Source organism: Paenibacillus sp. CAA11, from assembly GCF_003060825.1.
Lineage (GTDB): Bacteria > Bacillota > Bacilli > Paenibacillales > Paenibacillaceae > Fontibacillus.
Genome location: NZ_CP028922.1, coordinates 3,872,986 through 3,891,406, shown reverse-complemented (window position 1 = coordinate 3,891,406; position 18,421 = coordinate 3,872,986). Strand labels below are relative to the sequence as shown.

Sequence of the window (18,421 nt, the reverse complement as noted above, 5' to 3'; positions counted from 1 at the left end):
TTATATGGACAGGACTATGGGGAGGAGAGGAGTCTGAGACCGTCACCGTTTGTTAAGCAAATGACCATTAGAGCCGGGGCGATAATATTCGTGAAAGCCCTTGGCCTATTGGGGAAGATCTTTATGACAAGAACCATTGGTACGGAGGGAGTAGGTCTATACCAGCTTGCCTATTCCTTCTATGGCTTGGTCTTAATGATGATTTCTGGAGGATTGCCTACCGCCCTTGCTATATATACATCCAAATCACCAGGCGAAGGAAAGACCCTCCTTAAGGGTCTTTCCTTGATTATATTACCTGCTGGTCTTCTGTTTAGCCTTATGATCTATCTGTTATCTGTCTCGATTGCCAGGCTTCTCGGCTATCCTCAGCTTGATTTCGCGATTAAGTGTCTGGCACCGGCTGTATTCGTAGTACCTCTGCTTGGCCTATTGCGAGGCTATTTACAAGGAAATGAGAGGTACGGAGTGATCGCTGCTTCTGAGATTGTAGAGCAGGCGATCCGTATAGGTTTGTTAATGCTGTTAATCCCATTCTTTTTGCCGGCAGGCATAGTGTTGGCAACGGGCGGAGCTATGATTGGAACTTCAGCAGGTGCGCTTACAGCTCTCCTATTTCTCATCGCATGCTACTGGATCTTCCGTTCGGACAAGTTAGCGGGCAGTGTTAAACTGCCTTCAGCCTTGGCAGATATAATCAAAGTCTCCTTGGCGATTTCTCTCACCCGGCTGCTTATACCTATCTCCGACTTTTTGGATGCAATTGTGATTCCTAACCGGTTGCAAGCTTCAGGGTTATCATCGGTAGAGGCGGTAGAGGTTTTAGGTGTAATTACCGGTATAGCTCTAGTTGTTGCCTACATGCCCACCCTGGTAACAAGTGCATTAACACACACCATGACGATGAAGATGTCGGCGGATTGGAGCCGTCACAAATTTAGGGCGTTCCACAGAAAGAGCAATCAGGCGATAGAAACAGGTTGGGTTTGGGGAATAGTCTCCAGCTTGTTTTTGTTCAACTTTTCATCGGAAATTGCAGGATATATTTTTGATGTTCCTGAAGCCAGTACGTCCATCCGGGCACTTTCGTTTTTACCCTTATTGGTTGGGTTAAGAGAAATTACGACCAGCATTCTATGGGCCAGGAATCAAAAAAACACCCCATTTACCGGTCTTGCAGTAGGGGTAACCGTAAATTTTGTGCTGCTTTACATTTTGGTAGGAATTCCTGGGCTGAAACTTACTGGCATTTATATGGGGATTATTGCACTCGAGCTGATTGCCACCCTATTCAATTTTAAAGCACTCGAGCTGTTCAGCTATTTAAAAACACGGGGTATTGTTTTCTTAATGGATATTTTGTTCTTTGCATTTCTAACATTCCTGTGCGATTTAATTTCGAAGAGAGTGGCTTCTTCGCTGTTAAATACAGCTGTGGAAGTAGCTCTATACTGTGTATGCTCCTATGTTTATCTAGCTTATCGTTATGCGAATTTAAGGTTAAAAACCTGAAGTAAGATGAACTGAGTTTACATGAAGAAGGACCGTTCCCGGGGGACAGGGAGCGGTCTTAACATTTGGGACCTATAATGCTTCCCTTTCAGCGACGACTAACCATACAAATTTATTCAGGCGGGTAAACCGAGCTTTAAATCCATGCTTGGTTAAAATGCTATTCAATACTGCAATCGTTGTATAGTACTCTGTACGTAAATCTTGAAGCAGCTTAAAGTAGCCCTTCGCTTCCACTTCCTCTTCAATACTGCGACGGCTGGCCGGATCTGCAAATACAGTGTCTGCGAATACGATCTTTCCTTTATCACTTAACAGATTGGCAAAATGTGCAATTGCTCGCTCTTTCTCCTCATCCGTTAAATGATGAAAGGCATAGGTGCTGGTTATTGTATCTACAGGACCAGGCAGCTCTGGGAACGCTAGAAAATCACCATCCAACAGCTCAAAGGGAATGCCCCGCTTTAAGACCTGATCTCTCATTCCTTGGGAAGGCTCAATGCCGTAGACCGTATGGCCGGCAGCTGCGAGCTTCTCTGTAAGGTTACCTGTACCAACACCAAATTCTACAACGGTGCCTATTGCCTCTGAGACCACGAGGTTTAGAATACGTTCATAGTGCTCGAAAACCTCTCTATATTGTTCATCGTGCCCCAGCACGGTTAGATCATAGTTATGAGACCATTCATCGAATAGCTCTACGAATTCTCTCCCCATGTCAGCTAAAGCCTCCTTTTACACTTTAATAATATAAGTATCCTTATTGGAATTATAAACCAAAAATCTTAAATGAAAAAGCCCACCTTTTGCAGCGTCTTGCCGCATTTTTGGGAAATTTTTAAACACGGTGATTATATTAAGGTAGACATTACTTGGAAAATCAATTATATTAACACTTATTAAAACACTTTTAAAAAGGTGAAAATTCATATGAACCCCATAACGAATAACTCTATGCGTGTGAAAAAAATCAACCAAGAGCTGGTCAGACAGGCTCTGAAATCCATGAAACAAGGAACCAAGTCCATGGTCGCGGAAGCGACAGGCCTAAGCGTTGCTACCTGCGGTAATATCCTTAATGAGCTTCACGAGGCGGGTGAAGTGATTGAAACCGAGCTGGAGGAATCCAGCGGCGGACGCCCGGCAAGAAGATATGTCTATAATGTTGATTACTCCTATGTGGCTTGTATTTTTGCCAAGATCGAATCGGGCAGACAGTCACTGACCTATGGGGTAGCGAATTTAGCCGGCGAGTATATAGAGCGAGGATATCAAGAGGTCAAATTTGCCGACAGCACCGCTATAGATGAGCTGCTTGGGGTCTTAATTGAGAGACATAATAATATCAAGGCTGTAGGCATTGGGGTTCCGGGGGTGGTACATCATGGTGTTGTAGATATCTGTGATATTGAGATGTTGAGGCAGGTCCCTTTAGAAGCTGAGATTAGGGAAAAGTATGAGGTCGAGGTTATTGTGGAGAACGATATGAATCTCACAGTTTACGGCTTCTATAAGAAACAGAACTACGAGGAAGATCAGACACTTGCTGTGGCTACTTTTCTTCAGGGCAGCTTCCCAGGAGCAGGGATCATGATCGACGGGCATATTCATAAGGGCAAAACCCGCTTTGCCGGTGAGATTTCGTTCCTGCCCTTTGGAATATCGCGGGAGGAGCAGTTCAACCAGCTTCAGGAGCGCCGGACCTTTATTCCACTGGCCGCCCAAACCATTGCGAGTCTAACTGCGGTGATCAATCCTGAGACGGTAGCTCTGACAGGAGACTTGGTCCAAGCGGCTGATCTGGATGAGATCTATAGAGAATGCCTGAGGATCATTCCCGAAATACATATGCCTCTTCTGATCGTGCTTGAGGAGCCGGATGAGGACTATATGAATGGCTTGACGGCAATGACTCTAGAAAGCTTGGCCTATTCACTTCAGCTGGTGGAGAAGCGGCGTTAAATGGACAAGTGATATTGATAATGAAGGGATTTGATGACGAGATGAAGACAGAAAAGCAAAAAATGTTAGACGGAGAACTGTATAATGCGGCCGATCCTGAGCTGACACGTGAGAGAGATTATGCCCGGAGAATGGCCAGAATTTATAACCAAACAACAGAGGTGGATGGGAAACTGCGCACGCAGCTGTTAAAGGAGCTCCTGGGATCAACCGGCGAGAACCTAAGCATAGAGCCTAACATTCACTTTGATTATGGCTATAATATCCATGTGGGTGAGAATTTCTACTCAAATTATGATTGCACCATTCTGGATGTATGTGAAGTGCGTATTGGTGATCACTGTCTTCTTGGGCCAGGGGTTCACATCTATACAGCTTCCCATCCGCTAGATCCTTATGAACGTTCAGCCGGTCCCGAATATGGAAAACCCGTGAAGATCGGAAACAGGGTATGGATCGGGGGAAGAGCTGTGATTAACCCGGGGGTTACGATCGGTGATAACGTTGTTGTAGCATCAGGAGCTGTCGTCACGAAGGATGTTCCGGACAATGTAGTCGTGGGAGGCAACCCGGCTAGAATCATTAAAGAAATTCAAGTCTAAAACTGGAGGGAGCCTAGTTTGTATGGCTACGTTATTCCTGATCATTATCTACCTGGCTTTTATCAGTTTGGGGCTGCCCGACTCCCTGCTTGGGGTAGCCTGGCCGCTGATGCAGAAGGACTATGGGGCGCCGCTTGATGCAGCCGGGTGGCTCTTTATGATCGTCGCCGGCGGAACCATCGTCTCCAGCCTGGCGAGCGGAAGACTGCTCAACCGCTTTGGCACGGGAAAGGTAACCTTTGTCAGCTGTCTGATGACAGCGGTTGCACTGTTTGGCTTTTCCTTCTCCCCTTCGCTCTTGTGGCTGATCATCTGCTGTATTCCCCTTGGACTCGGGGCAGGCTCTGTGGATGCGGGGCTGAACAACTATGTTGCCGCTCATTACAAAGCCCACCATATGAGCTGGCTGCACTGTTTCTGGGGCGTTGGAGCAACCATGAGCCCGATTATTATGAGCCGGTTTATTGACGGTAATCATTCTTGGAGAGACGGCTATCTTACGGTATCTATAATACAATTCGCTCTAGTGGTGCTCTTATTCCTTACTCTTCCGCTGTGGGACCGGATTGCTAGGAACAAGCCATCAAAGCATACTGAGCTTGTCAGCGAAGGTGAAAGTCAGTTGACGGAACTAGAAGAGACGGATACTAAGCCTCTGCGAATTAAAGGGGTAAAGCTTGCACTGCTCTCTTTCTTGTTCTATTGCGGTGTAGAAACAACGATGGGGCTTTGGGGCGCGAGCTTTCTGGTAAATATGAAGGAAATTTCGGCTGCAACTGCCGCGAGCTGGGTCTCTTTGTATTACGGAGGCATCACCGCAGGGCGGTTCATTACAGGCTTCATTACCTTTAAAATCAGCAATAAGATGCTCATCCGCAGTGGCCAGTTCCTTGCTTTACTCGGTGCTATACTGCTGTGCCTTCCGCTGCCCGCTTCCATATCGGTGGCTGGATTTCTGATGGTAGGATTGGGGCTCGCCCCTATTTATCCGTGTATGCTTCATGAAACACCTGCAAGATTCGGGCATCGGCACTCCCAGACCATCATGGGCTATCAGATGGCTGTAGCCTATACAGGGAGCACGTTTATGCCTCCGATTCTAGGCTTCTTAGCGACGCATACCACGATCGGTATTTTCCCATTCTATGTAAGCGCATGTGCTGCAGCTATGCTGATTCTCTCTGAAAGATTGAATATCAAGCTAGGATTGACCGTCTTCAGAGCTGCAAGAAATAGAGATACCGAAAGAACTCTCTAAAATCTAAGTATAAAGGCTCTGGAACAAGAGGGCATAGTTAGCCTCGCCTTTGAGAAGCTAGTATAATATAAAGGCAAGACCACCAGAATGCTAGTCTATTTCAAGGGAGTAATTATGATCAAGACGATTTCGGATATTGCACGCATGGCCGGCGTGGCCAAAAGCACGGTTTCCCGGTATTTGAACGGAGGTCCAGTCAGCGAACGAACACGGCAGAAAATTGAGCATATTATTAAAGAGCAGAATTATGTGCCTAATACGTTCGCACAGAGCTTAAAAGCGAAGAAAACGAATATTATCGGGACAGTTGTTCCCCGTCTAGATTCCTTCGCATCCTCGCAGACCTTGATGGGAATTGATGAGGAGCTTAGAAAGAACCATTATCAAATGCTTATTTCAAATACGAGCCAGGATATGGACAGAGAAATTGAAGCCATATATGATTTTGCCAGACAGAAGATATCAGGAATTATACTGCTTGCTGCCCAAGTGACGAAAGCTCATCTTCATGCTATAGCGGAAATTAATATTCCGGTTATCTTAGTTGGGCAGCAGCATGAACAAGTCCACAGCTTGGTTCATAATGATGATCAGGCCGGATTTTTGATGGGACAGCATGTTTTAAGCAAGGGGCACCGGAAGATCGTCTATTTAGGTGTTACGGAAAAGGACGAAGCGGTGGGGATTCGCAGAAAGAACGGATTTAGAAGGGCCGTAGATGCCTGCTCCGAGTGTGAGGTAAGCTATTATGAGACAGGTTTTAAAATGTCCGACGCGATGGCTGCGGCATCCCTCATTCTGAAGGAGCAGGTTCCATCCATCATGGTATGCGCCACCGATAACATCGCGCTTGGTGTCTTCAAAGCCGCGCATTTAAATAACATTCAGATTCCTGAAGAGCTGTCCATTACCGGGTTTGGGGGATATGATATTACAGAGATTATCCACCCCGCCTTGACGACCGTGCAGTACCATTATTTCCAGGCAGGCAAGCTGGCAGCCCACAACATTATTCAATTGGTGCTTGAGCAAAAAGTAGACATGCTCTCCGTAATGGATGTAGAGCTGATTCAGAGAGAAAGCGTTGACAAATTAGCAGCCAATCGAGTATGATAGACACACAGGAACCGGTTCCATCCCTCTTACGAGGTGATGGGCCGGCAATATTTATCTACAAACTGGAACCGGTTCCGGTTTATTTTTCAACTGAACTGGAACCGGTTCCTGGTGAGGGTTATAGGATGGAGAACAACCATGAAAATGACTAGAGAAGAGAAATACAGGCTGATCGAGCAGGCAGAGCCTGGCGAATTGGCCCAGCTTCAGGAGAAGATCGCAAATTGCCCTTGGAGACAGAGCTACCATATTCAACCGCCAACAGGGCTATTGAATGATCCTAACGGCTTCTCGTACTTTCAGGGAGAGTATCACCTTTTTTACCAATGGTTCCCGCTGGGGACTGATCACGGTATGAAGTATTGGTACCATACCAAATCTACGGATCTTGCTGTTTGGGAGCAATTAGGGATTGGCCTTGAACCCGGTGGAAAGTATGATTCCCACGGAGCTTATTCAGGAAGCGCCATAGAGAAGGATGGCAAGCTGTATTTCATATACACGGGCAATACTCGGGATGAGGCATGGATCAGGCATCCTTATCAATGTCTCGCTTACATGAATGAAAGCGGTCTAATTACCAAGATGGACCAGCCGGTCATTCCTGAGGTTCCCCCGGGATATACGGACCATTTCAGAGACCCGAAGGTATGGAAGAAGGCAGATACCTACTACTGCGTCCTGGGCGCCCAAAGGGTAGATCAGACAGGCTGCACTGTATTGTACCAATCTAAGGACCTGTTGAACTGGGAGTTTAAAGGGGAAATCGTTACCCGGCTGCCTGAATTTGGATACATGTGGGAATGCCCGGATTACTTCGAGCTGGACGGCCGAGGAGTGATGGTGTTCTCACCACAAGGCCTGGATGCTGACGGTGATAAGTACAACAATATCTATCAAAACGGCTATGTGATTGGTGATCCGCTGGATACAGGAACAAGGGAATTTGCTCACGGATCGTTCGAAGAGCTGGATCGGGGATTTGATTTCTATGCAGCTCAGACTACAGCGGATCCAGACGGCCGCCGGCTTCTGGTGGCATGGATGGGCCTGCCGGATGTAGAGTATCCGACAGATACGAATGGATGGGCCGGCTGCTTAACGCTCCCGCGCCAGCTAATCCTTAAGGACGGCAAGCTGCTTCAGCAGCCGGTTCCGGAGCTGGCGAAGCTTCGCAAAGCGGAGAAGCGCACGAAGATGTCGGTTAGCCGTGGAGTGAAGCATCTGGAGGGGTTTGACGGCACGGCTTATGAACTGATCTGCGAGGTACCGAGCTTTGATGCGAAGACGTTCGGGCTGGAGCTGCGGGCCGGCGGTGAGGAGAAAACGATCCTCCAGTACGATGCGGAGGATAAGAAAATCACCCTTGACCGCTCGCTATCTGGGCAAACTATGGGAGAAATCAACGGCCAAGTCCGCCGCTGCAGCATCGACGCAGACACGATTAAATTCCACATCTTCATGGATACCTCCTCGGTGGAGATTTTTGTGAATGACGGTGAACAGGTATTCACCAGCCGCATCTTCCCTAGTCCGGACAGCCGTGAGATTCGGCTCTTCTCCACTAACGGAACTGCGGAGTTTCAGATTGTGAAATGGGATTATTAGAATCTAATGTTAAAGGGTGAATGCACGTGGGAACTTTATTTGCCATCGGAGAGGTGCTGATCGACTTCATTCCGCTGCAAAAAGGAGCGGCCTTAAAGGATGTTGTCTCCTTTGAACGGGCGGCGGGAGGCGCTCCTGCCAACGTAGCCGCGGCGGTTGCGAAGTATGGAGCTGCTTCCTCGATCATTACGAAGCTGGGGAATGATGCCTTCGGGGATTTTCTTCTGGAGCAGCTGGCTGAAGCAGGGGTTAGAACCGATCTGGTTCAAAGAACCAGCGAGGCCAATACCGGATTAGCGTTTGTATCGCTGCGGGATAACGGAGAGCGTGACTTCTCCTTCTACCGGAATCCATCTGCCGACTTGCTGTTATCGGAGGATGAGATTGATCCTGAAATTTTCCATGCTGGAGATATTCTCCACTTCGGATCGGTCGACCTGGTAGAAAGCCCGATGAAGCGAGCTCATCTCAAGGCTATTGAGGCCATGAAGAGCAAAGGCGGGCTGGTCAGCTTCGATCCTAACGTACGCCTGCCCTTATGGAGCGATCCGGAGGAATGCCGCAGGACCATTCAGTCCTTTATTCCTAAAGCAGACCTTCTGAAGATATCGGAAGATGAGCTCGCGTTCATTACCGGTATAGAAGACGAAGAGGAAGCGCTGGCCTCGCTATTCACAGGAGAGGTGCAGGCTGTCATCTTTACAAAAGGGCCGGATGGGGCAGAATTGATTCTGCCGAATACGAAATATACCGCAGAAGGGTATAAGGTGCAGGCCTTGGATACTACAGGGGCCGGAGATGCCTTTGTGGGGGGCTTCCTCTACCAGCTGCTGGAGCGCAAGGCTACCAAAGACAGCTTGACCGAGGTGCTCGCCGAGGCTCATGAGAGCCTGCTCAAGTTCGCGAATGCGAGCGGAGCTTTAACAACTACGGGAAAAGGGGCTATTCCAGCTCTTCCGACCATAAAGCAAATCATGGAATGCATAAAGAAGGGAAGCGAGAGCAATGGCTGAGAATCAACAAATTGCCAAAGAGGTTGTAGACGCCGTTGGCGGCAAAGAAAACATCGCATCTTTTGCCCATTGTGCGACACGCCTGCGCATTATGGTTCGTGACAAAGAGAAGATCAATCAGCAGCAGGTGGAGAACATTGATAAGGTCAAAGGGGCCTTTTTCAACTCTGGTCAATATCAGATTATCTTCGGAACAGGCACGGTCAATCGGATCTTCGAGGAGGTCGAGAAGCTCGGCATTGAGAGCACATCCAAGGAGGACCTGAAGGGTCAGGGCAAGAAGCAGGGCAACGCCTTCCAGCGTGCGATCCGTACCTTTGGAGACGTGTTTGTACCGATTATCCCGGTGCTGGTTGCAACCGGATTGTTCATGGGTCTGCGTGGTCTGCTAACCCAGCCGCAAATTCTGGCCTGGTTCGGGGCAACCCCTGAAGATATCTCGCCGAATTTCCTGTTGTTCACACAGGTATTAACAGACACGGCCTTTGCTTTCCTGCCTGCCCTGGTGGCCTGGTCGGCATTCCGCGTCTTTGGCGGAAGCCCGGTGCTCGGGATTGTGCTTGGCCTCATGCTTGTCAATCCGGCGCTTCCGAACGCTTATAGTGTTGCAGACGGTTCAGCACACGCACTGACCATGTTAGGCTTCATTCCTGTTGTAGGATATCAAGGGTCTGTATTGCCGGCGTTCTTCGTGGGCTTGCTGGGCGCTAAGTTTGAGAAATTCCTCAGAAAACGTATCCCGGAAGCCCTGGATTTAATCCTGACACCATTTATCACCTTATTGGTGATGATCATCCTTGGATTGTTCGCTATCGGACCGATCTTCCATTCCGTTGAAGAATGGGTGCTTCATGGAACGACAACCGTATTAGATTTGCCTTATGGCATTGCGGGGCTTGTAATCGGATTCTTCCATCAGATTATTGTAGTTACCGGTGTTCATCATATCTTTAACTTCCTGGAAATTCAGCTGCTTGAGAAGAACGGCAGCAATGCGTTTAATGCTATTATCACTACCGCTATGGCGGCACAAGGTGCAGCTTGTCTGGCTGTAGGTTTGAAGACCAAGAACATGAAGCTGAAGGCGCTGGCCCTTCCTTCGTCCTTGTCGGCATTCCTAGGCATTACTGAACCGGCGATTTTCGGGGTCAACTTGCGCTACATGAAGCCGTTTATCATGGGACTGATCGGCGGGGCAGTCGGCGGCTTTATGGCATCGCTGTTCCACCTGGCGGGAAGCGGCATGTCCGTGACGGTCATTCCCGGAACGCTTCTCTATCTGAACGGTCAGCTGCCGCTATACATCCTGTCTAATCTCGTAGCAATGATCGTTGCCTTCGTGCTGACCTGGCTGTTTGGGTATAAGAATGAAGCCGTGACGGAAGAAGGAACCGCCGAGGCTGCTGCCGCGGTGGAGACTGCCGGACCAGTTGCGACTTCAGCTTCTACTTCAGCTCCAGTAAGCTCTGCTAGCGCTGCTTCTTCCATCGACAAGCTGGAGCTCCTTGCCCCAATTACAGGGAAGGTGGTTCCTCTGGAAGAGGTACCTGATCCAGCATTCTCCGGCAAGCATATGGGAGAAGGGATCGCTATTGAACCGGCAGAAGGCAAAGCCTTTGCACCTTTTGACGGAACGGTTGCCCATGTGATGGAGAAGAGTAAGCATGCGGTAATCTTGGAGCATGAGAGCGGCGTGCAGCTCCTGATCCATATCGGGATTAATACGGTAGGACTTAAAGGCAGCGGATTCAAGGTCCATGTGAATACGGGCGATAAAGTGAGCAAGGGTCAGCTTCTCGTCGAGTTCGATATGGAGACAATCCGGCAGGCAGGTCTTCCTCTGGTGACCCCTGTGCTCATCCCGTCAGGTCTTGATGTGGTGGAGAATGTCATTCCTTCTGTCGAAGGTAATGTTACAGCGGGCCAAGAGACTGTAGCTGTAGTTCATTTGAAAAAGTAAACCAGTAGTTATAAGGCAGGGAGAATCCGAATTCTCCCTGCCTTATTTTTATGGGGTTTCTAGGATATGAAATTAACTATGAACCCGATTGTTTCCGATACTGTAGAGGTGACTTGCGGGTGAGGCTCTTAAATACGCGATTGAAATGTGCAATGCTGCCAAAGCCGGTATTCTCAGCGATCTGCGTAACCTTAAGCCGGGTATCACACAGCAGGTGCTTGGCCTCCTGAATACGAATGGCATTCAGATATTCCATCAGGGTGAATCCGGTCGTCCGCTTGAACAATCGGCACAGGTAAGTGCTGCTAATATAAAAGCGCTCAGCCAGTTCTTGCACGGACAGCCTCTCCGCATAATGGGCATGCAGGTATTCCGTCACTTCATAGACCTTGCGTTCTCTGTCTTCATTTAATGGGGCGATGCTCTTCTTGCTGATGCTGAACATGCGGTTCAACTCAATCAACAGCTGCAGGAGCAGGGATTGCAAATAAGGTATCCTGTGCGGCTGGTTACGCCGATCTTCCTGGAGCATGCTGAAGAGAATATTCTCCAGCTGCTGCTGTTCATGAATTTCCGGGCGCAGCAGCAGACACCGGTAAGATACCAAGGGGAGGATGACTTCCTCCACACCGCTGAGCGACCCCATGAATTCCCTTCGGAAATTGATGAGGACCCGCTCATGCAGTTTCGTTCCCCTGGCAGTGGTCCTGTGCAGCTGTTTTTTATTAATAAATATGACGTCACCCTTACGCAGCTCATAGACCCAATTGTGAATGTAGTAATTACGTTCCCCAGAGAGCAGGTAGTAAATTTCGTAGGTATCATGAGCATGGTCTGAGTCCATGCTGAAGGGCTCCTGTCTCTTGGCTTGCTCAATGGCAAATAGCGCCTCTGTCTCGTTCTCCATTCTGTACCTCCTAAGGGGATCAGAAAGATAAAATATGCAAAGAATCGGCCGTAATCGCTAAAAGATGCAGAGAATGCTGTGGATCCTATACCTTACACTATACATAGAAAGCGTATTCAAAACCATCAATAGAAAATGGAGTGATTCCTCTGACGATTCGAAACTATGCGTTTGTCGGTTTGGGCGGTCGGGCTGAATTTTTCTATGGGGAAATGGCTAGCCACTATTCGCATTCTGCGAGGATTGTAGGGTTCTGTGATGTCAATGAGACTAGAATGGCCTACGCCAATACCCTGCTTCAAGAGAAATACAGCTGTAATGCGGTTCCAGCTTATAGAGCCGAAGAGTTCGATCGGATGATTCAGGAGACGGATCCTGATACCGTGATTGTGACCAGCATTGACCGGACGCATCACAAGTATATTATTCGGGCTATGGAGCTGGGCTGTGATGTTATCTCTGAGAAGCCGATGACCATTGATGCCGAGAAATGCCAGGCCATTCTGGATGCTGTACAGCGTACCGGGCGGAAGCTGCGGGTTACCTTCAACTACCGCTATGCGCCGCACAACACGAAGATTCGGGAGCTGCTGATGGAAGGAACGATTGGCGAGGTACTCTCCGTCAATTTCGAGTGGCTGCTGAATACGCAGCACGGGGCGGATTACTTCCGTAGATGGCATCGGGATAAGCGGAACAGCGGGGGGCTGCTGGTTCATAAATCGACCCATCATTTTGACCTGATGAACTTCTGGCTGGATTCTAAGCCTGATACGGTGTTCGCCATGGGCGACCTGCGCTTTTATGGCCGGGAAAATGCAGAGAACCGCGGTGTCACACAGTTCTATCAGCGGGCGTACGGAAGCCGTGCAGCGAAGGACGATCCCTTTGCCCTGCATCTGGAGGAGCATGAGCCGCTGAAGCGTATGTATCTTGAGGCGGAGCATGAAGACGGATATTTGCGGGATCAGAGTGTCTTCGGAGATAACATCAGCATTGAAGACACGATGGGTGTGATGGTCAAATATAAGAATAAGGCAATTCTGAATTATTCCTTGAACGCTTACTTGCCGTGGGAGGGATTTAAGGTTGATTTTAACGGGACAAAAGGCAGGCTGGAAGTAAAGGTGGTCGAGCAATCCTATGTCAATGCCGGGGGAGCCAAAGAGCAGGAAGGTGCCGTACAACATAAGCAGATTGTGGTTTACCCGCAATTTGCGGCGCCTTATATAGTAGACATTGAAGAAGGCAGCGGCGGACATGGGGGAGGAGACCCGGTGATGCTGCGGGATATCTTTGACGCAGAATCTGCAGCAGAAGCAGAGGATCGCTTCGGCCGGGCGGCCTCGCATCTCGATGGCGCCTGGTCCATTCTGACCGGAATCGCAGCCAATCGGTCCATAGCAACCGGCCTGCCGGTGAGGGTTGAGGAGCTTGTAAAGCTGTAGCTGTATGCTTGTTGCCAAGCTTTATATAATAGAAGTAAAAAGTCCTGAACTGTAAGAGGTACAGTTCAGGACTTTGATTAGGCAGGAAATTCTTTACCGGACTGCTAGAGAGCTGTCGTAAACTCGTACATCCCCTTGCTTAGCATGAATAGTAATCTGCTCACAGGTCTGATCAGGATATACTACACTGGTTAGCGCATACAGCCCGTCATTTACAAAGACTTCAATAGAAGAGGTATCCACAAGAATCTGCAGCCTGATGTTATCGGGTAGTGGGACGGGCATGGCTTGTGGCAGAGGGAATATTTCCGCAAAGTCACGGATTCCCGACTGATCCCGGTATAGGGTCAGCGTCTGCTGGACCGCACAATACGATATCTTCGTATGCTGATCTGCGGTATGTTGAAGGATCAGATCAAATCCAGCGGCATCCGCATGCTCCAGGTTCAGGTTCAATTCTAACGCCTCGGCCTGACAAGGGAAGCTATGGGATACGCCGCCCGCAATCGTCAGATCCGGCAACATGGTTCGCTCAGAGAAGTAGGACTTGAGCTCTTCGGCTGGCTGCTGACGGATGAGGGTCGCATCTTCTAATTGGACAAGGGTTAAGGCCCTTGGAAAAGTCATGACCCCTCTCCAACCGTTCGTCGGCACCTGACGTGCATATCTCCAGTTACTCATCCAAGCTATATAGAGTCTTCGCCCGTCTTCCTCAGGAATGTCGGAGAAACTAACACCAGCATAGTTATCACGGCCATAGTCGAGCCAACGAATCTCTGCGTCATCCGGTGTGAACTTCGATCCGTCGAAGGACCCGATGAAATATTGGGTGCGGGAGCCTTCGTCGAACTCCGGATTATCACCAACACTGACCAGAAGAACCCAGCGACTCTCAGAAGTGCCCTCTATATTCAGCTGGAATAAGTCCGGGCATTCCCACACCGCTCCGTGGAAGCCAATCCCTTCGCCAAACTCACTTTCAAAGGTCCAGCTCTTCAGATCAGGAGAGGAGTAGATGGAGATGGTCTGGCCTGTGGCCAGCACCATGACCCATCTTGCGCTCTCCGGATGCCAGAACACTTTGGGGTCGCGGAAGTCCGGGTTGCTCTTGCAGGACAGCACCGGGTTCCCCTCATATTTGGTCCATGTTCTTCCCTGATCTGTGCTGTAGGCGAGGCTTTGGGCTTGAGTAATCGGCACGCCTTCTTCGCCGGTATCCAGATGATGGGTGAATATCGCTACAAGCCCTGGCTCTTCAGGGAAGAAGCCTGTCGTGTTCTTCCAATCCACAACGGCACTGCCGGAGAAGATCGTGCCTAGCTCATCAGGAGCAAGAGCAATAGGCAGCTCCTCCCAGTCGATCAGATTTCTGCTGACGGCATGGCCCCAATGCATCGGCCCCCAATTACTGGAACTAGGATGGTGCTGAAAGAACAGATGGTATTCCTGATTGAAATAGACGAGTCCGTTCGGATCATTGATCCAGTGCTGTTTAGGGGAAAAGTGCCATAATGGCCTGTGCTTTTCATGTTTCATTATTTTCATGTTGTGTTACCACCTTTATTTATTTTTTATATTTGTCATATCCGCTTTGCTTAATTTGCAGCCATTTCTCTAGACCGAGGCGGTTTAGCTCCTGAAGATAAGCGTTCCATTCGGCGTCCACCTTGCCGGTCTTGATCCATTCCGCCCGCTTCCGGTTCACATAGGCGAACAGGTCGGTTTCAATGTTCGTCAGTTCCTTCTGCTCTTCCCGGGAGAAGAAAATCTTCGGATAGTTATTGTCCTGTTTCATATGAGGCACCATAACTTCTTTCATCAATTGGAGGCGCCAGGCTGCATCATCCGGCTTTGTCGTATATTTGCCGTAGTATTCATCCAATATCGCCAGCGGTCCGCCTATGTTTGTCTTTTGTCTAAGTTCAACAGGAGAGGTGTCCCCCAGCGGTAAATGAACCAGCATCTTCTTTTGTTCATCGAACTTAAAGATATTTTGCTGGGTCTCGTCTCCATAGGTCCCCCAGTTATTCTGAACCGATTGAATCGGGTCATAGAGCTGGTCGATCCATTTCGCAGTCAGCTCCAGATTCTTATTCGCTTGGGTGATCACCATACGGCCCCGGTCAAATCCGTAATTGTTGGTGCGGGTTACGTTGGTTTCACCGGAAGGCCCTTCCAGCGGGTTCATAAGCTCATAGTTGTCGTTAGCCCCTGTAATGTTGGCTTTATCCCATTGGAAATACAGGCCATACCGTCCGCTCTGTCCCTTTGCCAAATACGTATTGTAATCTTGCTCGAAGGACTCCTCATCAATCAAATTCAGCTTATACAGCTCATTAAAGTATTTAATCGCTTCCTTGTAGCCATCCTGGCTGGCGGTGAACACGACTTTGCCGTCATTGGTAACGACCGTATGGTCTCCGTTATCTCCCAGGCCGAAGGAGCCAAACAGGAAATTCATATCCTCATTTCCGTTGTTCATGATGAATGACATCGGGATTTCATCTTTCTGGCCGTTTCCGTTAGGATCATTGTTCTTAAAAGCAATCAGTACGTTTTTCAATTCTTCGGTCGTGGTAGGCATTTTGAGCCCCAGCTTATCCAGCCATGCCTTATTGATCCATGGGAAGTCATTGACCGAGTGAATGCTCTCCTTGCCTGAGCCAAGCTCTTCAATCCAAGGGAAAGAATAAATATGCCCGTCTGGTGCGGTGATCATGGCTTTATATTCAGGTGCTGCCTCCAGAACCTTTTTGAAGTTCGGCATATACTTCTCAATAAGGTCCTCTAGAGGGATAATCGTGCCGTCAGAACCGAGCTGCAGGAGCTCATAGTCTGAATAACCGGCATCGAGGATCGCATCCGGCAGATCGTCACTGGCAATGGCCAAATTTCTTTTCTCGGCAAAAGAATCGGAGGTATAGTTCTTCCAGTCGATGTGAACACCGGTCTTCTCCTCAAGCCGCTTGTAAATCAGCTTTTGATTGGGATCGGATGGGGCTAACGGAGAGCTTTGGGTCATGAAGTTTAAGGTGACCTTCTCTTTCAGCGGAAATGAAACATTCTGCAGCTGATAGTCCTTCGATGCCGAATTGCCTCCCCCTTCGCCGCCGCAGCCGGCCAGCAAAGATACAGAAAGTACGGTGACGGCCAATAGTTGCACTGTTTTTTTCATCTGTTTTCCCCTTTTCATCTTTATTTGATAGAGCCTACCATGACACCCTTCTCGAAATACTTTTGGAAGAAAGGATACATAATGATGAGCGGCAGGCTTGAAACCACAATGGAAGAATACTTGATCATCTCCGAGAGCTTCTTGAGTTCTGCTTGCGCCAGCGCATCGGAGATCATACCAGGGTCAACCTGGTTCTGGATCAGGATGGAGCGCAGGACAAGCTGCAGCGGGAAGAGCTTGGAGTTCTCCAGATAGATCATGGCGTCGAAATAGGAGTTCCATTGCCCAACGAAGGCGTACAGGGCCAGAACGAAAATGATCGGCTTCGCCAGTGGCATCACGATTTTGAAGAAAACATGCAGATCAGAGGCTCCATCAATACGGGCAGCTTGGAACAGCTCTTTCGGAATGCCGAGAAAGTACGTTCTAGCCAGAATAATATTGAACACACTGACTGCTCCCGGCAGAATGATGGCCCATACGGTATCCAGCATGCCGACATTTTTGACCACGAGATAAGTAGGAATCAGTCCGCCGCCAAAGAACATGGTGATCAGGAAAAAGATCATAATGAACCGTTTGCCGACAAAGCCCTCGATGGAAAGGGGGTAGGCCGCAAAGATGGAGACCAGCACGGTCACAATCGCGAAAGCGGCAGAATAGAAAACGGCGTTAAAGAATCCCCGAATCATGGCTGAGTTCTGCAAGATCTTCTCGTAGCCAACGAGGCTCCAATCGGAGGCGCTGATGGCCAACCCCTTCGAAATCAGCACATTTGGATTTAGGAAGGAAGCAAGCAGCACGTACAGCAGCGGAAAAAGGATGATGAGAACAAACAGGCCCAGCAGCGTGTAATTTAGGCCAAGTATGAACCGGTCTGATTTGGAATGATGAATGTCCATGGGTTCCTCCTTTGATTAGTAGAGACCTTCTCCTTCGTTGAGCTTCTTGACTACAGAATTGACAAAGACAAGCAGGACAACATTGATTACGGAGTTAAATAGTCCGATCGCCGTCGAGTATGCATAGTCGCCTGACTGTAGACCAACCTTGTAAACATAAGTGGCTATAATCTCAGAGGTTGGAATGTTCAGTGGCGTCTGCATCAGGAAGGCCTTCTCGTAGCCGATCGACATAATTCCGCCAGCTGCAAGGATGAAGAGGACAGCCATGACCGGTTTCAAGGCAGGCAGATCGATATGCCAGATTCGTCGCAACAAGGATGCCCCGTCCATCCTGGCGGCCTCATGCAGCTGCGGGTCGACATTGGCCAGGGCAGCGACATAGATAATCGAAGACCATCCGGCACTCTGCCAGATTCCGGACAAGATATAGACGGTTCTGAAATAGGCAGGATCGGTCATGAAGGAAATAGGTTTGTCGGTGAACAAGGTGACAAGGGTGTTAATGACTCCCGTCGGGGACAGGAAGACGAACAGCATCCCTGTAATGACAACCACCGAAATGAAATTCGGGGCGTATACAATGAGCTGTATGTTCTTTTTGAGCTTCTGGCCTTTGATTAGATTGAACATCAGCGCCAGAATAATCGGAACAGGAAAGCCAAGAATCAGTCCGTAAGCGCTTAACTTAAGCGTATTCATAAAAATGTCGTAAAAATTTGGGGAGGACAAGAACCGCTGAAAGTGTTCAAAGCCTACCCAGTCGCTTCCCAAAATTCCCTTGCGGGGACTGAAATCCTTGAAAGCGATGATGGCCCCGTACATCGGGACATACTTGAAGATGATGGTCAGGATGACCGCCGGTAATAGAAATAGATACAGAATATAATTCTTTGCTACATAATGAATCCAGCCCGGTTTTTGTTTTTTCTCAACCGTTATGCCTGTCAAATCTGAT

15 protein-coding genes are annotated in these 18,421 nt (G+C 48.8%); 9 read left to right on the top strand and 6 right to left on the bottom strand.

What is annotated here, in order from left to right:
* Window positions 1–60 precede the first annotated feature (60 nt).
* Window positions 61–1,512 carry an oligosaccharide flippase family protein gene (locus DCC85_RS18190; RefSeq protein ID WP_108466853.1) on the top strand — a complete coding sequence of 484 codons (1,452 nt, stop codon included), beginning with the start codon at window positions 61–63 and terminating at the stop codon, window positions 1,510–1,512.
* A 72-nt stretch (window positions 1,513–1,584) separates the two neighbouring features.
* Here DCC85_RS18190 and DCC85_RS18185 read toward each other — a convergent pair whose 3' ends face one another.
* Entirely contained in the window at window positions 1,585–2,229 is a 645-nt protein-coding gene (locus tag DCC85_RS18185) for a class I SAM-dependent DNA methyltransferase (protein WP_108466852.1), read from the bottom strand.
* A gap of 213 nt (window positions 2,230–2,442) precedes the next feature.
* On the opposite strand from DCC85_RS18185, the gene DCC85_RS18175 reads away from it, so the two are divergent.
* The 7 genes from DCC85_RS18175 (at window position 2,443) to DCC85_RS18145 (ending at window position 11,031) form a co-directional block, all read left to right on the top strand.
* A complete protein-coding gene (locus DCC85_RS18175; protein WP_108466850.1) occupies window positions 2,443–3,474 on the top strand; it encodes an ROK family protein in 1,032 nt (343 codons plus the stop codon).
* Between the two features lie 41 nt (window positions 3,475–3,515).
* A complete protein-coding gene (locus DCC85_RS18170) occupies window positions 3,516–4,076 on the top strand; it encodes a sugar O-acetyltransferase (protein WP_108467947.1) in 561 nt (186 codons plus the stop codon).
* 22 nt (window positions 4,077–4,098) lie between these two features.
* Entirely contained in the window at window positions 4,099–5,334 is a 1,236-nt protein-coding gene (locus DCC85_RS18165) for an MFS transporter (RefSeq protein WP_108466849.1), read from the top strand.
* 114 nt (window positions 5,335–5,448) lie between these two features.
* Window positions 5,449–6,447: a LacI family DNA-binding transcriptional regulator gene (locus DCC85_RS18160; RefSeq protein WP_108466848.1), complete on the top strand. Its 999-nt coding sequence runs from the start codon at window positions 5,449–5,451 to the stop codon at window positions 6,445–6,447.
* Window positions 6,448–6,588: 141 nt separating this feature from the next.
* Window positions 6,589–8,058, top strand: a complete 1,470-nt coding sequence (locus tag DCC85_RS18155; RefSeq protein WP_108466847.1) for a glycoside hydrolase family 32 protein — start codon at window positions 6,589–6,591, stop codon at window positions 8,056–8,058.
* 26 nt (window positions 8,059–8,084) lie between these two features.
* Complete coding sequence (locus DCC85_RS18150; RefSeq protein WP_108466846.1) at window positions 8,085–9,071, top strand: carbohydrate kinase family protein; 987 nt, start codon at window positions 8,085–8,087, stop codon at window positions 9,069–9,071.
* Window positions 9,064–11,031: a sucrose-specific PTS transporter subunit IIBC gene (locus DCC85_RS18145; RefSeq protein ID WP_108466845.1), complete on the top strand. Its 1,968-nt coding sequence runs from the start codon at window positions 9,064–9,066 to the stop codon at window positions 11,029–11,031. The genes DCC85_RS18150 and DCC85_RS18145 overlap by 8 nt, the downstream gene beginning before the upstream one ends.
* 76 nt (window positions 11,032–11,107) lie before the next feature.
* Here the strand turns inward: DCC85_RS18145 and DCC85_RS18140 are convergent, their stop codons facing one another.
* On the bottom strand, window positions 11,108–11,938 hold the full coding sequence (locus tag DCC85_RS18140) for an AraC family transcriptional regulator (protein WP_108466844.1): 831 nt from the start codon (window positions 11,936–11,938) through the stop codon (window positions 11,108–11,110).
* A 149-nt stretch (window positions 11,939–12,087) separates the two neighbouring features.
* On the opposite strand from DCC85_RS18140, the gene DCC85_RS18135 reads away from it, so the two are divergent.
* A complete protein-coding gene (locus DCC85_RS18135; RefSeq protein WP_108467946.1) occupies window positions 12,088–13,386 on the top strand; it encodes a Gfo/Idh/MocA family protein in 1,299 nt (432 codons plus the stop codon).
* A gap of 93 nt (window positions 13,387–13,479) precedes the next feature.
* On the opposite strand, the gene DCC85_RS18130 is transcribed toward DCC85_RS18135, so the two are convergent.
* The 4 genes from DCC85_RS18130 to DCC85_RS18115 are packed head-to-tail and all read right to left on the bottom strand — an operon-like array spanning window position 13,480 to window position 18,414.
* Window positions 13,480–14,931 (bottom strand): glycoside hydrolase family 32 protein, encoded by a 1,452-nt coding sequence (locus DCC85_RS18130; protein ID WP_108466843.1) that lies wholly within the window; start codon window positions 14,929–14,931, stop codon window positions 13,480–13,482.
* Between the two features lie 19 nt (window positions 14,932–14,950).
* Window positions 14,951–16,561: an ABC transporter substrate-binding protein gene (locus DCC85_RS18125; RefSeq protein ID WP_108466842.1), complete on the bottom strand. Its 1,611-nt coding sequence runs from the start codon at window positions 16,559–16,561 to the stop codon at window positions 14,951–14,953.
* Window positions 16,562–16,581: 20 nt separating this feature from the next.
* Window positions 16,582–17,463, bottom strand: a complete 882-nt coding sequence (locus tag DCC85_RS18120; protein WP_108466841.1) for a carbohydrate ABC transporter permease — start codon at window positions 17,461–17,463, stop codon at window positions 16,582–16,584.
* 15 nt (window positions 17,464–17,478) lie between these two features.
* Window positions 17,479–18,414: an ABC transporter permease gene (locus tag DCC85_RS18115; protein ID WP_108466840.1), complete on the bottom strand. Its 936-nt coding sequence runs from the start codon at window positions 18,412–18,414 to the stop codon at window positions 17,479–17,481.
* Window positions 18,415–18,421: the final 7 nt, after the last annotated feature.